Raw genomic sequence first — 15245 nt, 5'->3', positions numbered from 1 at the left:
CCACGGGCCTCCCGTTGCGTCAGGGGGTCACTTCTTGAGCGCGCGCACCAGTTTGCGGAGGACACGCCCGGCCACCCACACGAAGGGGATGGCCACGACGATCAGCGAGATCGGGTTCGGTTCGAACACGAGGTCCTTGCCCGGGCGACGGACGTAGGCGCCGACGGGGGCCGACGCACCGCCACCACCACCACCGCCGTTCTCGTCGTCGCCCCCGCCGCCGCCGAAGCCGAACCAGCTGACGGACACGGGGATCAGGGTCTGGTCGCCGACCTCGACGGGTTCTCCGTAGTTCGTGGAGACCCCGAGCGGGCGGACCTGGTCTGCGATCTTCGAGACGATGTTGGCCATGCGCGCGACGCTACTCGTCCGTTCCTCCACAGGCCGCGGGGCACAGCTGGCATCCACAGCTGGGGCTTGTCTGCGGACGCGGACGAGTGCCGCCGATATGTTGGCCGCACCCACACCTGGAGGACCGTTTGCACACCTGGCCCGGAAACCCGTACCCGCTCGGGGCGACCTACGACGGGAGCGGCACGAACTTCGCGCTGTTCTCCGAGGTCGCCGAGCGCGTCGAACTCTGTCTGTTCGATTCCGACGGCAACGAAGAATGCGTCCGCCTGCTCGAGGTGGACGCCTACGTCTGGCACGCGTACCTCCCCAACATCGGCCCCGGGCAGGAGTACGGCTTCCGCGTGCACGGCCCGTACGACCCGGACTCCGGCGCGCGATGCAACCCGTCGAAGCTCCTGCTCGACCCGTACGCCAAGGCGACGAGCGGCGAGATCGACTGGGACCAGTCGCTCTTCTCGTACACGTTCGGCGACCCGGACTCGACCAACGACGAGGACTCCGCGTCGCACATGATGAAGGGCGTCGTGATCAACCCCTTCTTCGACTGGCAGGGGGATCGCCCGCCGCGCACGCCGTACGGCGAGACCGTCATCTACGAAGCGCACGTCAAGGGACTCACCGAGACCCACCCCGACGTGCCGGAAGAGCAGCGCGGAACGTACGCCGGCGTCTCCCACCCGGCGGTCATCGAGCACCTGCAGCGTCTCGGCGTCACCACGCTCGAGCTCATGCCGGTGCACCAGTTCGTGAACGACTCGACCCTGCAGGACAAGGGGCTGTCGAACTACTGGGGCTACAACACCATCGGCTTCTTCGCGCCGCACTCGGCGTACTCGTCGTCGGGCGACCAGGGCCAGCAGGTCCAGGAGTTCAAGACGATGGTGCGCGAGCTGCACCGCGCCGGCATCGAGGTCGTCCTCGACGTCGTCTACAACCACACCGCCGAGGGCAACCACCTCGGCCCGACGCTGTCGTTCCGCGGCATCGACAACGCGGCCTACTACCGCCTGGTCGACGACGACAAGAAGTTCTACATGGACTACACGGGCACGGGGAACTCGCTCAACGTCGGGCACCCGCACTCGCTGCAGCTCATCCTCGACTCGCTCCGCTACTGGGTGACCGAGATGCACGTCGACGGGTTCCGCTTCGACCTCGCGTCGGCACTGGCCCGCGAGTTCTACGAGGTCGACCGGCTGTCGGCCTTCTTCGAACTGGTGCAGCAGGACCCGATCGTGTCGCAGGTCAAGCTGATCGCCGAGCCGTGGGACGTCGGCCCCGGTGGGTACCAGGTCGGCAACTTCCCGCCCCAGTGGTCCGAGTGGAACGGCAAGTACCGCGACACCGTCCGCGACTTCTGGCGCGGTGAGTCGTCGACGCTCGGCGAGTTCGCCTCGCGGATCTCCGGCTCGGCGGACCTGTACGAGCACGACGGCCGCACGCCCAAGGCGAGCATCAACTTCATCACCGCGCACGACGGCTTCACGCTGTACGACCTGGTGGCCTACAACGAGAAGCACAACGAGGCCAACGGCGAGGACAACAACGACGGTGAGAGCCACAACCGGTCGTGGAACTCCGGTGCCGAGGGCCCGACCGACGACGAGGCCGTGAACGCCCTGCGGCTGCAGCGTCGCCGGAACTTCCTGGCCACCCTGCTCCTGAGCCAGGGCGTGCCGATGATCGCGCACGGCGACGAGCTCGGCCGGTCGCAGTCCGGCAACAACAACGTCTACGCGCAGGACTCCGAGCTCAGCTGGATCGACTGGGACAGTGCGGACGAGGACCTCATCCAGTTCACCGCCGACGTGGTGAAGCTCCGGCACGACCACCCCACGTTCCGCCGGACCAGGTACTTCAACGGCCGTCCGGTCCGTCGTGGCGAGGGCGAGCCGCTGCCCGACGTGGTGTGGCTGACCCCCTCGGGCGACGCGATGGACCCCGAGGACTGGGACTCCGGCTTCGGCAAGAGTGTCGGCATGTACCTGAACGGCGAGGGCATCCGCGGGCGCGACGCCCGTGGTGAGCGCGTCACCGACGTCGGTTTCATCACGTACTTCAACGCCCACGACGACGTCGTGACCTTCACGCTCCCACCAGAGGAGTACTCCCCCGGCTGGACCGTCCGGATCGACACCGCCGACCCCGGCGCACGCGACGAGGTGCTCGATGCGGGGACCCCGCTCGACGTCCCCGCGCGGTCGATGATCGTCCTGCGTGCCGAGCCCGACCACGAGGTCACGAGCACCCCGGTCGACGCCGAGCAGGACGGCGCCCCCGAACCGGTCGCCCCGCAGGACGCCGTCACCCCGTCCAACCCGGCCGGTTCCACCGCACCGAGCGGAGCCGCCCGATGACCGCCGGAACGCCCGGCGCAGCGAACCGCGTCCCCTCGTCGACGTACCGGTTGCAGGTCTCGGCCGACTTCGACCTCGACGCCGCCCGCGACCTGGTCGACTACGTGCACGACCTCGGGGCCGACTGGCTGTACCTGTCGCCGGTGCTCCAGGCCGAGTCCGGGTCGAACCACGGCTACGACGTGGTCGACCACACGCGGGTCGACACCGACCGTGGCGGTGACCAGGCGATGCGGGCGGTGGCCGAGGCCGCGCACGCCGTCGGCCTCGGGGTCATCGTCGACGTGGTGCCGAACCACGTCGGCGTCGCGACCCCCGAGTCGAACCCGTGGTGGTGGTCCCTGCTCGAACTCGGGCAGGGCTCCCCCGTGGCGTGGGCCTTCGACGTGGACTGGGAAGCCGGCGACGGCAAGCTCCGCGTCCCCGTGCTCGACGACCGGCTGCTCGACGCGGTCACGCTCGACACGTCCGACGCCGAGCGTCCGGTGCTCCGCGTCGGCGAGACCGCCTACCCCACCGCACCCGGGACGGTGCACGACGGCGACACCGTCGAGACCGTCCACGACCGCCAGCACTACGCGTTCGTGCACTGGAAGCGTGCCGACCACGACCTGAACTACCGCCGGTTCTTCGCGGTGAACACCCTCGCGGCGATCCGGGTCGAGGAGCCCGAGGTGTTCGCGGCCTCGCACGGGGTCATCGGCGGCTGGTTCCGCGACGGCCTCGTCGACGGCCTGCGCATCGACCACCCGGACGGGCTGTACGACCCGGCGGGCTACCTGCAGGACCTGGCGGAGCTGACCGGCGGGGCCTACACCCTCGTCGAGAAGATCCTCGAGCCCGGCGAGCAGCTGCCGAGCTCGTGGCCGGTCGACGGCACCACCGGGTACGACGCCCTCGGGGTGCTCGACCGCGTGTTCGTCGATCCCTCGGGCGAGCAGGCGTTGACCGCGGCATCGGGCGCCGAGCCGACCGACTGGCAGCAGCTCACGCACGACACCCGACGGGGCATCGCGGACGGCATCCTCGGCAGCGAGGTCGAGCGGCTCGCACGCCTGCTCGCGCCGAGCGCCGCGACGGAGACGATCACGCACGAGCGGATCGTCGACGCGGTCGCCGAGATCGTGGCCTCGTTCGACGTGTACCGCACGTACCTTCCCGAGGGCGCCCACCACCTCATCACCGCGCTCGAGCGTGCCGCCGAGGCCCGACCGGACCTCGACGACGTCATCGACCGGATCGCACCGGCACTCGTCGACCCGACGAACGCGGCGGCGGTCCGACTGCAGCAGACCAGCGGCATGGTGATGGCGAAGGGCGTCGAGGACACGGCGTTCTACCGCACCTCGCGCCTGTCGTCCCTGAGCGAGGTCGGCGGCGACCCGAGCGTCTTCGCGGTCTCGGTGGCGGACTTCCACCAGGCACAGCGCGAACGGCTCGGCAGCTGGCCGCACACCATGACGACGCTCACCACGCACGACACGAAGCGCAGCGAGGACACCCGCGCCCGCATCGCCGTGCTGGCCGAGCTCGGCGACGAGTGGGCCGCCACGCTCGAGCGTCTGCAGTCGCTCGTGCCGTTGCAGGACGGCGTGTTCGCCGACCTGCTCTGGCAGGCGATCGTCGGTGCCCGGCCCGCCAGCCGTGAGCGTCTGCACGCGTACGCCGAGAAGGCATCCCGCGAAGCCGGTGACAGCACCACCTGGACCGAGCCCGACGAGGCGTTCGAGCAGCAGATGCACGCGATCGTCGACGCCGCGTTCGACAACCCGGACGTGGTCGCCGTGCTCGAGGCCCTCGACGAGCAGATCGACGCCGCCGGGTGGTCGAACGGTCTCGCCCAGAAGCTCGTCCAGCTCACCGCACCGGGCGTCCCCGACGTCTACCAGGGCACCGAGTTCTGGGACCGCTCGCTCGTCGACCCCGACAACCGTCGTCCGGTCGACTACGCCGAGCGGCGTCACGTGCTCGCCGAGCTCGACGGCCCGGACGACGACGGGCCCGAGGACCTGCCGGCCATCGGCATCGACGGCGCCGCGAAGCTCCTGGTCACGACCCGCGCACTGCGCATCCGTCGGGAACACCCGGAGCTGTTCACCCGGTACCTGGAGCTCGAGGCCACCGGCAGCGCGGCCGACCACGTCATCGCGTTCGACCGCGGCGGTGCCGTGACGATCGCGACGCGGCTGCCGATCGGCCTCGACCGGGTCGGCGGCTGGGGCGACACACTGGTGCACGCCGTCCCCGTCGAGCGCATCGACCTGCTCACCGGCCGACACGTCCCCGCCGACCGCGGGATCGCGCTGGCCGACCTGCTCACCACCTACCCGGTCGCGCTGCTCGTGCCCGCCGACGCGGTCGGTGCATCCGGCCACGCCGACGCGGTGACCGCCGTGTCCGACGCGAGCGGCGCCTCCCGGCCCGCCGCCGACCGCACGACGGACGCCACCGAGACCGACGCGCAGGCCGAGATCGACATCCTGGAGGGTCACGCATGACCGCACCCGACCGTTACGCCGTCTGGGCGCCCGAGCCGGACCGGGTCCGGCTCGTCGTCGACGACGTCGAGTACCCGCTCACCAAGGGCGACGACGACTGGTGGTCCACCGACGCCGTGATGCCGGTCGTCGGCGCCCGGTACGGGTTCCGCGTCGGCGACGACGACGCGGTCCGACCGGACCCGCGCAGCCGGTACCAGCCCGAGGGCGTGCACGGCCCGTCCGAGGTCGTCGACCCCGCACGGTTCGCGTGGACCGACGAGTCGTGGACCGGACGCCCGGCCCGCGGCGCCGTGATCTACGAGATGCACATCGGCACCTACACGCCCGAGGGCACGCTCGACGCCGCCGCCCAGAAGCTGGACCACCTGGTCGAGCTCGGGGTCGAGTTCGTCGAGCTGCTCCCCGTCAACGCCGTGAACGGCGAGTGGAACTGGGGCTACGACGGCGTCGGCTGGTTCTCCGTGCACGCCCCGTACGGCGGCCCGGACGCCTACGACCGGTTCGTCGACACGGCGCACGCGCTGGGGCTCGGAGTCATCCAGGACGTCGTCTACAACCACCTCGGACCGAGCGGCAACTACCTGCCGCTGTACGGCCCGTACCTGCTGGCCGGGCTCGGCAACACCTGGGGTGACTCGGTGAACGTCGAACACCCCGAGGTCCGTCGGTACGTGCTCGACAACGTCCGCATGTGGTTCCGCGACCACCACGTCGACGGGCTGCGGCTCGACGCCGTGCACGCGATCCGCGACACCACCCGCCCGCACGTGCTGGCGTCGATGGCCGACGAGACCGACGCCTACTCGTCGTTCATCGGTCGTCCGTTGTCGCTGATCGCGGAGTCCGACCTCAACGACCCGGTGATGTTCCGGCCGCGCGAGGCCGCCGGGTACGGCCTCACCGGGCAGTGGTCGGACGACTTCCACCACGCCGTGCACGTGGCGCTCACCGGCGAGACGAACGGCTACTACGCCGACTTCGCTCCGCTGTCGGCGCTGGCGAAGGTGCTCGAGGACGGCTTCTTCCACGACGGCACGTGGTCGTCGTTCCGCGGCAAGCGGCACGGCCGGCCGATCGACCGCGGGACCTCCCCCGCGACGGCCCTGGTCGTCGCGAACCAGAACCACGACCAGATCGGCAACCGCGCCGCAGGCGACCGGCTCGCCGCGACGCTCGACGACGAGGGGCTCGTGATCGCCGCGGCCCTGACGCTGCTCGGGCCGTTCACGCCGATGCTGTTCATGGGCGAGGAGTTCGCAGCCTCGACGCCGTGGCAGTTCTTCACCTCGCACCCTGAGCCCGAGCTCGGCAAGGCCACCGCCGAGGGGCGCATCGCCGAGTTCGCGGAGCACGGGTGGGACGAGTCAGCGGTGCCGGACCCGCAGGACCCGACGACGTTCACCAACTCCAAGCTCGACTGGGCCGACGTCAGCTCGGAGCGCGGTGGGGCGATCCTGCGTGCCTACCGGGTGCTCATCGCCCTGCGGCGCACGGACCAGGCGTTCGTCGACCACCGCTACGAGGCGAACGCCGTCCGCTTCGACGAGGACCGCCGCTGGCTCGTGCTCACGCGCGGGCTGCTCGGCCCCGACGTGGCACCGGTGCACGTCGTGGTGAACCTCGCCGACGACGCAGCCGAGGTCCCGGTGCCCGACGCCGTGGGCGAGGAGCTCTACGGCTTCGGCGCGATCGAGGTCGATGCCGGCGTCGTCCGCTTCCGTGGCCGCGGCGTGGTCGTGCTCCGCTAGCCGACCGCGGGCTGCGCGAGCGAGCCGCAGGCTGCACACACGAACGGCGACGAACCCCCGGGTCCGTCGCCGTTCGTGTGTGCAGGCGTTCGCGTGTCTTCGGCCTCAGCCCGCGTGGTCGGCGACCGCGTGCGCGTTCTTCCGCACGGACGGCAGCTTGCGGTGGTCCTTGACCAGGGAGCGGGTCTCGCGGATCCGGCGGTCGATGCCCCACTTCGTCACGAGTGCCAGGCTCTCGCGCACGATGTTGCCGCTCATCTTCGAGACGCCGAACTCCCGCTCGGTGAACGTGATCGGCGTCTCCACGACCCGCAGGCCCGCCTCGAGGGCACGCCAGCACAGGTCCACCTGGAAGCAGTACCCCTTCGACGCGACGCCGGCGAGGTCGATCCGCTCGAACGCCCGCGAGGTGAACACCCGGAACCCACCGGTCGCGTCGCGCACGGCGATGCCCAGGGCGAGACGCGTGTACAGGTTGCCGCCGCGGGAGAGCAGGAGCCGGTACCAGGGCCAGTTCTCGACCTTGCCGCCCTTGATCCACCGGGAGCCCAGCACCAGGTCGTTCGAGTCGGCGAGCTCGAGCATCCAGGGCAGGTACTCGGGGTGGTGGGAGCCGTCGGCGTCCATCTCGACGAGCTTCGCGTAGCCGTGTTCCAGGCCCCACGCGAAGCCGGACAGGTACGCGCCGCCCAGGCCGTCCTTGACGGTGCGGTGCATGACGTGCACCCGGTCGGTCTCGCGGGCGATGGCCTCCGCGATGTCGCCGGTGCCGTCGGGCGAGTTGTCGTCGACGACGAGCACGTGCACGGAGTCGTCGGTCGCGGCCAACGTGCGCTCGACGATCGGCCGGACGTTCTCGGCTTCGTCGTAGGTCGGGATGATGACCAGGGTCTCGCTCATGGTGCTCCTCGTGCTCCTCATCGAATGTATCGCGGGCTTGTTGGGTCAATCCGACGACAGGTCTGCGAACACGATCAGATTGTCCGTGTAGTGCCCGGTGGCGGTGTCGAACGTGCCGTCGCAGGTGATGAGTCGGAGTTGCGGGGTGGGGGTGGGGCCGTAGACGTCGCTCGTCGGGAACGCCGACTTGGCGGCGCGCTCCGAACGGTCGACGGTGAAGGTGCGGGTGCTGCCGTCGGACATCCGGACGTGGACCTCGTCGCCGGCGACCAGTTCGTCGAGCCGGAAGAACACCGCGGCGCTCGTGGGACTGTCGACGTGACCGGCGATGACGGCGGGGCCGACCTCGCCGGGGACGATCCCGTCGCTGAACCAGCCCGCGCTGTCCCAGTCGACGGGCGGGTCGAGTTCCCCGGCCGCGCCGCGGTGCAGGTCCTCGAGTGAGGACCGCACCCCGATGGCGGGGATCGACACGCTGACCGGGGTGGCCGTCGAGCGGGCCTGCGGTGCAGCAGGGTCCTGGAACCCTTCGGTGCCCGTACCCGAGGACGACGAAGAAGAACGAGACGAAGACGACGACGACTGCGACGGAGACGACGAGGACTGCGACGGCGCCGACGACGCACCACCGCCGACGGTCGACGCGACCGCCACCCCGGCCACACCCCCGACCACCACGACTGCGGCGACCACGGCACCGATCACCACGCCTCGGCGCCGGACGGCCGAGACGCGCCCGGCGCTCCGACGGCCGCTCACGAGCCGCCTCCCACGTCGCCGGCACAACCCCCGAGCACGTCGGAGGTCAGCATGGTCGAGCCGATGGCCAGCCAGGCGTCCCCGTAGTACGTCGGCGTGGTCGCCGCCGTCCGGTCGGCCCGCGCGAGGTCGGCGGCAGCCGCACCGGAGGAACCGGCAGCCTGCTCGGCCGCGGCCCGCGCGGTGTAGGCCAGCGCGTTCGTGTCCCGCGTCACCGGGGCACCACCGAGGTCGAGCTGCGAGGCGAGCTGGGTCGTCCGTCCGAGTGTGGGCGCGAGTGCCGCCGCGAGCTCCCGGTCCGGCGCCGAACACGCCTCGGCGTACCGGAGCGGCGTCCGCATCGCGTCGTAGCCGTAGAGGACGCGCCCGTCGCCACCGACGGCCGGCATCGGGTCCACCGATCCGTCGGCGTGCACCTGGGACCAGTCGCTGGGCAGGTCGGAGGCGTCCAGTACGGCCGCGGTCACGGCACGCGAACCCCGGGTCAGCGCGTTCCAGCGGTCGTCCCCGGTGACGTCCGCCAGCACCGAGAAGGCCGCGGGCGAGGCGTACGAGGCGTTGTACCGGTAGGGCTCCTGATCCGCCCACGGTCCGGGCAGCAGGATCGTGCCGAGGTCGGTCCGGGCAGTCTCGTGCTGGAGGATCGCCGCCGCGATGCGCTTGCCCGCGGCGGTGTACCGGTCGTCGTCCCAGGCCTTCCCCGCGAGCACCAGGGCCCGGGCTGCGTCGAGGTCGGCGTCGCTCGCGGACTGCTCGTCGGCGACGCCCTGATCGGACGTCCACCGCCACGCCAGCAGGTCGTCGTCGGTGAGCAGGTGCGCTTCCGTCCACTCCCAGATCGCGTCGAAGCGCGCACGGTCGTCGTTCGCGTAGGCGATGAGCAAGCCGTACGCCTGCCCCTCGCTGACGGTGTCACCGCCCTGGTCGGTGCGGACGACGCGACCGCCCTCGACGTAGCGGTCCAGGAACGCGGACCGCAGCTGCTGCGGCGAGCGCGTCGCGTCGGGCGCGGTGGTCGAGGTCGGGGTCGCCGTGCCGGGGTCGGCGGTCGTGGTGCTCGACGACCAGGGGCGGACGGCGACGATCGCGACCACGACGGCGACGATGACCGCCGCCGCGGCGGCGACCGGTATCCAGGTCCTGCGGGTCATGCTGGCCTGCCTCTCCGGGGATGGTGGTGGGGGTCGAAGGGGAGGCGCGGATCACGTGGGTCGTGCGGCGCACGTGATCCGTGCCTCCAGTCCGGGGTGTCAGCGGAACAGCGAGCGGAGCATCGCGACGGCCGCGTGGACCGCCTCGGTCACCGGCCGGTCGGCGGCTGCGCCGCCACCGCCGGTCTGCACACCGCCGGACGGGGTGGCGGCGGTCGCCGCGGCGTCCGTGACGGGCACGACCGTCAGGTTGCCCTTGCTGTCGTCGAGGACGAACAGGGTCGAGACGGTGTTGCCGGCGAGGTCCACCTTGGCGGTGCCCTGCTGACCGCTGCCGGAGACGTCGAGCGACCACTTGCCGGCGTCGACCGTGGCGTACTTCGTGGCGGTGCCGAAGGTGGCGTCCTCGGCGATCGGGGTCCCCTCGGAGGTCTGCACGTCGACCCGCTTCGCGGTGGTGGCGGCCTGCACGAGCCGGAGCTTCGCCTTGCCGTCGCCGGGCTGCTGCAGGTCGTCGGTGAACGCGGTCGTCTTCAGCCCGTCGTTCTTGCCGTAGGCGACGACGGTGCTCGCGTCGCCCTCCTGCACGGTGACGTCGGTGGAGATGACAGGCGTGGAGTCCGGGGCGTCGGCGGCGCGCATCGACAGGACGTAGGTGCCGACCGGCAGCTTCTCGTAGGGGCTGACCTGGCCGTACGTGACGTCGTCGAGCTCGAAGACGGTCTTGCCCCCGGCGAGGCTGGACAGCTCGACGTCGACGCCCTTCGTGTCCGGCGACAGGTGTCCGACGCGGAGCCAGCCCTGGTCAGTCGTCGCGGCGGAGGCGGACTGCGGGGCGGCGAGCCCGACGGTCGCGGCGACGATTGTGGCGGTGAGCGCGCCGACGACGACGGTGCGGCGGCGGTTCGTGGTGTGTGCGGTCATGATGGTGCTCCTTCGGGTCGAGGTGCGGTTGGCGTGCGGTCGTCGTGTCGAGGTGCGGTTCGTGCGGCTCGTGCGGTTCATGCCGGCCGTGCGGCTCGTGCGGACCATCTGGTCCATGCGGTTCGTGCCGGCCGTGCGGTTCGTGCGGTTCGTACGGTTCGTGCGCGCCCCGGGCGAGCGGCCGCCGCCGCGCGAGCGGGCGGAATACCGGGGTCAGCGCCGGAGCCGCCCGGGCATTTCGCCCGCTCGTCCAACGGGCGTTCCGCCCCGACGCGTTCGCGGTGAGGGTCATCGCGGCCGATCCGGCGAGCGGGCGGAATACCGGGGTCCGCGCCGGAGGCCTCCGGGCATTCCGCCCGCTCGCATTTCGCCCGCTCGCGGGACGTCAACTCAGCCAACGCCCGATCGGTCGGCCCGGCCGAGCGATCGCGGGTCACGAGGCGCTCGTCGCGGTCGTCGTCGGGTCGGCCGGGGCGTACGTCACCGTGAGCCGTGCTCCCTCGCGCTCGACCGAGTCCGGCCGGAAGGCCTCGGACATGGCGTCGAAGGTCCGGAGGACCCGGGCAGCCGAGGCGTCGTCGCTCGTGTGCAGGACGACGGTCCGGAACGGCTGGCCGGTCTCCCCGGTGCGCGGGGTGAACCGGTCGACCCGCACGTCCTGGTCGGCGAGCACCTGTCCGAGCGCGATCATCGCCCGCGAGTCGACCTGTCCGGCGCGGAACTGCGACTTCGTGCCGTCGTCCGCACGCAGGGCCGGGTTCGAGGCGAGCTCGGTCCCCAGGGTCTTGCGGACGTCGGTGGCCCGGGTGATCGCGGTCTCGGCGGCACTGGCTCCCTCGGCGTGGATCCGGCGGACCTCGACCTGCTGGTCACCGGTACCGAAGGTCGCGACGGCCGTGGAGTTCTCGATCGCCTGCCGCACGTCGGTGGACGAGTTGCCGCCGGTGCGCATGGAGTCCGTCGTGATGACGTAGTCCGAGTCCTTCCAGCCGTTCGGGGACTGCCGTTCCACCGCTCCGTCGGTGTCGAGCTTGTAGTACCAGACGACGTTGTTCCGGGCGAAGCCGTCTTCCACGAGGTCGACCCACATGGCGTCGTCGACCAGCAGGCGCGAGGACTTCGGCACGTTGTCGCCCACCCACTGCTCGGCCTGCTGCATCGGCAGGTCGAGGTTGCCGAGCAGGAACCCGCGCAGCTGCGTCCCCCACAGCGGCACCGCGACGACGAGCGCCGCAGCCGTGACGACGGCCCAGGTGATGCCGAGGCCGCGCCGGGCCCTCGGCCCGAACCGGCCCCGGGTGTGGACCCGACCGGCGATCGTCAGGACGGCACGCTCGACGGTGTAGGCGACGAGGAGCGCTGCGAACGGGATGAGCATGATGACGTAGGGCACCGGCAGGTACCCGTTCGGCCGGAACATCACCGCGAGCAGGAACACGAGCATCGCGGCGATCGGTCGGACCCGTCGCAGGAAGAGCCCGACGAAGGCCGCAACCGAGCCGAGCACGATGAACACCGGGTCGAGTGCCCACCACTGCGCGGCGGCCTCGTTCGCCAGGCTGCCCACGTCGAACACCGATCCGGAGGCGGTCCGCGACCCGAGCTGGTAGGTGACGCCCTCCCACAGGCTGACTCGTCCGTTGCCCGGCACGAGTTCGCCCTTCACCGCGGCGAGCAGCAGGTAGCCGCCGCCGATCAGCACGAGCACTGCCCCGGCGACGCTGAGCGTGTACCGGCGGGTGCTCGTGTCGGCGCGACGCACGGCCATCCAGATGAGGAACGGCAGCGCGAGCAGGTAGGTCTCCTTGGACAGCACGGCGATGCCGAGGCAGGCAGCGGCACCGGCGAACCCGGCGAGCTGCTGGCGACGGCTCAGCACGAGGACGAACGCAGCGAGCAGCCAGGGCGTCGCGACGTTGTCGATGTACACGGTGCGGTGGTACTGCAGCGCGAGCGGTGACAGCGCGAAGACGAGTCCGGCCGCGGCCGCCGTGATCCGTCCGGCACCGAGACGTCGGGCCAGCACGAACAGCAGGATGCTCGAGACGGCGGAGAAGAACACCATGGCCTCGCGCCCGGCCTCCACCGCGAAGGGGTACCGCGCGAACGCCCCGGTCAGCCCGGTGTAGCCGGCGATCTGGATCCATCCGAGCGGCGGGTGGTCGTACCAGTACGTGTAGTGGGTGAGCTCGCCGAGGTTCGTGATCGCCCACGCCTGGGCGGTGTAGGTCCCCTCGTCGTCGATGCGCTGCGGCGTGCCCGACATGTTCCAGGCCTGGACGAGCACGGTGACCGCGACGACGGGCAGCAACCACGTCAGGCTGGCTGCGTGCCGTCGGAACCACGCCCCGATGCCGGAGCGGTGTGCTGCGGCGGCACCGCGGATCGGGATGCCCGTGGTGTCGGTGATGCTGGCGGTCATCGGGTGCCTCCCGTGGTGGTGCCGGCGAACGCACGGTCGGACGACGCCGCGCCCGATCCGGTGACCGAGGACGACGCCGCGCCCGATCCGGTGACCGAGGACGACGCCGCGCCCGACCCATCGAGGTCCGAGGCGAAGCCGATGACCTGTCCGTTGCGGTGCTGACCGGTGTGCTCGGTCTTCTCCCACCCGTTCTGTCCCTTCGCGTGCCGGACGACTGCCCGGACCGCCGCGGCGGCGAGGAACACCTGGTACGGCACCAGGCCGAGCACGAGCCGCACGTAATCGCGGAGCCGGACCTTCTCGCCGTACAGGCGGCCGAACTCGTTCAGCCCGACGACCTCGACGGCGAGCAGCATGAGCGTCGGTGCCACCGGCACGAACGACACGAGGGCGATCGCCGTCGGCACCTTGACGAACAGGATCATCAGGACGCTCAGCGGGATGAGCAGTCCGGTGGCCGCCTGGATGAACGGCATGGTGAGCATGTAGCGGGCGAAGAACCGTTGCCGGAAGGACGGCAGCTTCTTCCACTCCCCCTTGCCCAGCACCTGCAGGAAGCCCTGGTTCCACCGCGTGCGCTGCTTGAGCAGCGAGGCGAAGGTCGGCGGGGTCTCCTCACGGGTCACGGCCTCGGGACTGTAGGCGACGACGACCTTCGCGCCGTCGGCGGAGAGCCGCACGCCGAGTTCGCAGTCCTCGGCGAGGCAGTGCGCGTCCCAGCCGTTCGACCACTCCAGGCGGGAGCGCGTCACGAAGACGGTGTTGCCCCCGAGCGGGATGAACTTGGACCCGGCGTGGAAGTGCAGGCGCGAGCGGAACCAGAAGTAGTACTCCAGGACGTTCCGGAGCGACCACCAGCTCGACTTGAAGTTCATCAGCTGGACGCCGCCCTGCACCACGTCGGCGTCCGTTTCCTGGAACCGCGAGTCGACGAGGGAGAGCAGCCGCGGGTAGACCTCGTCCTCGGCGTCGAACACGCCGACGATGTCACCCGTCGCGTGCTGGAGCGCCAGGTTCATCGCCTTCGGCTTGTTCTTCGGCAGGGTGTCGTCCACCACGACCTTGATCAGCGAGGGGTGCCGAGCCGCCGCGGCACGCACGACGGCGTCGGTCTCCGGGTCGTCCTCCCCGACGATCGCGATGATCTCGAAGTCGGGGTGGTCCTGGGTCGCGAGCATGTCGAGTGTCTGCCCCATCACGTCCTGCTCGTGCCGACCGGGCACCAGGAGCGTGAACCGGTGCGCCGCCGGGAGCGGGGTCTGGCTGAAGCTGGTGGACTTGAGCGCGTCCCGGGACCGCCAGGCGTGCAGCATCCACCAGAGGGTGGTCAACGCGATGATCGTGAGCAGCACGGAGAGGGCGATGAGGGTCGAGTAGCCGAGCCACTCGCCCAGCGACCAGGCGGTCTGTGGGAGCTGCCCCGAGCCGCCCGTCGGCACGTCCGTGGTCCCACGGTTCGGGACGTCCCCGGTCGTGCCAGGGCGTTCGTCGGGCTGGAGCAGCGGCCCTGCGGCCGTCAGCAACACGGCTGGGATGGTCATTCGGGGAACCCCTTCGGGCGAGTGTCGGTGGACCGGAAGACGAGGGCCTTGTACGCGGCGAAGCGGAACGCGGTACCGAGGACGAGGCCGACGCCGTTGCCGGCGACGTTGTCGGCGAGGGTGGACGTGAAGCCGAGGACGTAGTGCGAGACGAACAGGCAGGCAGCGGCGATGCCGAGGCCGACGAGGTTCGTGGCAGCGAAGAGCAACCCCTCGCGGACGGTCTCGCGGCGGCCGGTCTGGCGCTGGGCACGGAAGGTGATGAAGCGGTTGCCGATCCACGCGACCGAGGTCGACACGATGGCCGACACGATCTTCGCGGCGATGGGACCGTCCGACATGACGGTGGCGCGGAGCAGGTTGTAGACGCCCAGGTCGATGACGAAGCAGACGGCACCGATGGTGCCGAACGACGCGAGTTGCCTCGCGGTGGCGAGCAGGCGTGGGACCGCGCCAGGGCGCACGGTCCGCTCCGCACCGGTGTCGGGTGACACCAGAACGGGGGTATCAGTTCGGGTCATGCCCCCGATTCGGGGGGCCTGGGTGGGTGGTTTGGGTGGGGTACGTGTTTTGCCAGGCCCCTGC

Annotated in this window: 11 protein-coding genes; 3 read left to right on the top strand and 8 right to left on the bottom strand. The window is 70.9% G+C overall.

Features of this window, described 5'->3' with window-relative positions; genetic code table 11:
* Window positions 1-27: 27 nt before the first annotated feature.
* Window positions 28-351 (bottom strand): hypothetical protein, encoded by a 324-nt coding sequence (locus Q9R26_RS10280; protein WP_182064882.1) that lies wholly within the window; start codon window positions 349-351, stop codon window positions 28-30.
* Between the two features lie 128 nt (window positions 352-479).
* Here Q9R26_RS10280 and glgX point away from each other — a divergent pair, with 128 nt between their 5' ends.
* Genes glgX through treZ form a run of 3 tightly spaced genes read left to right on the top strand, consistent with a single transcriptional unit; the run spans window position 480 to window position 6960 of the window.
* Window positions 480-2711 carry a glycogen debranching protein GlgX gene (gene glgX / locus Q9R26_RS10275; RefSeq protein ID WP_311227221.1) on the top strand — a complete coding sequence of 744 codons (2232 nt, stop codon included), beginning with the start codon at window positions 480-482 and terminating at the stop codon, window positions 2709-2711.
* Entirely contained in the window at window positions 2708-5209 is a 2502-nt protein-coding gene (gene treY / locus Q9R26_RS10270) for a malto-oligosyltrehalose synthase (protein ID WP_311227220.1), read from the top strand. The genes glgX and treY overlap by 4 nt, the downstream gene beginning before the upstream one ends.
* Window positions 5206-6960 carry a malto-oligosyltrehalose trehalohydrolase gene (gene treZ / locus Q9R26_RS10265; RefSeq protein ID WP_311227219.1) on the top strand — a complete coding sequence of 585 codons (1755 nt, stop codon included), beginning with the start codon at window positions 5206-5208 and terminating at the stop codon, window positions 6958-6960. Before treY ends, treZ begins: the two co-directional genes overlap by 4 nt.
* Before the next feature lie 105 nt (window positions 6961-7065).
* Here treZ and Q9R26_RS10260 read toward each other — a convergent pair whose 3' ends face one another.
* From Q9R26_RS10260 to Q9R26_RS10230, 7 genes are all read right to left on the bottom strand, one after another.
* Entirely contained in the window at window positions 7066-7860 is a 795-nt protein-coding gene (locus tag Q9R26_RS10260) for a polyprenol monophosphomannose synthase (RefSeq protein ID WP_209133493.1), read from the bottom strand.
* Between the two features lie 45 nt (window positions 7861-7905).
* The gene (locus tag Q9R26_RS10255; RefSeq protein ID WP_311227218.1) at window positions 7906-8619 is read right to left on the bottom strand and encodes a class F sortase; all 714 of its coding nucleotides are present in this window, start codon (window positions 8617-8619) and stop codon (window positions 7906-7908) included.
* The gene (locus Q9R26_RS10250; RefSeq protein WP_311227217.1) at window positions 8616-9770 is read right to left on the bottom strand and encodes a glycosyl hydrolase family 8; all 1155 of its coding nucleotides are present in this window, start codon (window positions 9768-9770) and stop codon (window positions 8616-8618) included. Before Q9R26_RS10250 ends, Q9R26_RS10255 begins: the two co-directional genes overlap by 4 nt.
* Window positions 9771-9869: 99 nt before the next feature.
* On the bottom strand, window positions 9870-10694 hold the full coding sequence (locus Q9R26_RS10245) for a DUF4397 domain-containing protein (protein ID WP_311227216.1): 825 nt from the start codon (window positions 10692-10694) through the stop codon (window positions 9870-9872).
* A 433-nt stretch (window positions 10695-11127) separates the two neighbouring features.
* Window positions 11128-13116 (bottom strand): glycosyltransferase family 39 protein, encoded by a 1989-nt coding sequence (locus Q9R26_RS10240; protein WP_311227215.1) that lies wholly within the window; start codon window positions 13114-13116, stop codon window positions 11128-11130.
* Complete coding sequence (locus Q9R26_RS10235; RefSeq protein WP_311227214.1) at window positions 13113-14660, bottom strand: glycosyltransferase; 1548 nt, start codon at window positions 14658-14660, stop codon at window positions 13113-13115. The genes Q9R26_RS10240 and Q9R26_RS10235 overlap by 4 nt, the downstream gene beginning before the upstream one ends.
* A complete protein-coding gene (locus tag Q9R26_RS10230; RefSeq protein WP_182065872.1) occupies window positions 14657-15181 on the bottom strand; it encodes a GtrA family protein in 525 nt (174 codons plus the stop codon). Before Q9R26_RS10230 ends, Q9R26_RS10235 begins: the two co-directional genes overlap by 4 nt.
* Window positions 15182-15245: the final 64 nt, after the last annotated feature.

Origin of the sequence: Curtobacterium sp. BRB10 (genome assembly GCF_031844325.1) — a bacterium.
GTDB classification, from domain to species: domain Bacteria; phylum Actinomycetota; class Actinomycetes; order Actinomycetales; family Microbacteriaceae; genus Curtobacterium; species Curtobacterium poinsettiae_A.
Note: the sequence above shows the minus strand (reverse complement) of the source record. Positions and strands in the feature narration are given on the sequence as shown.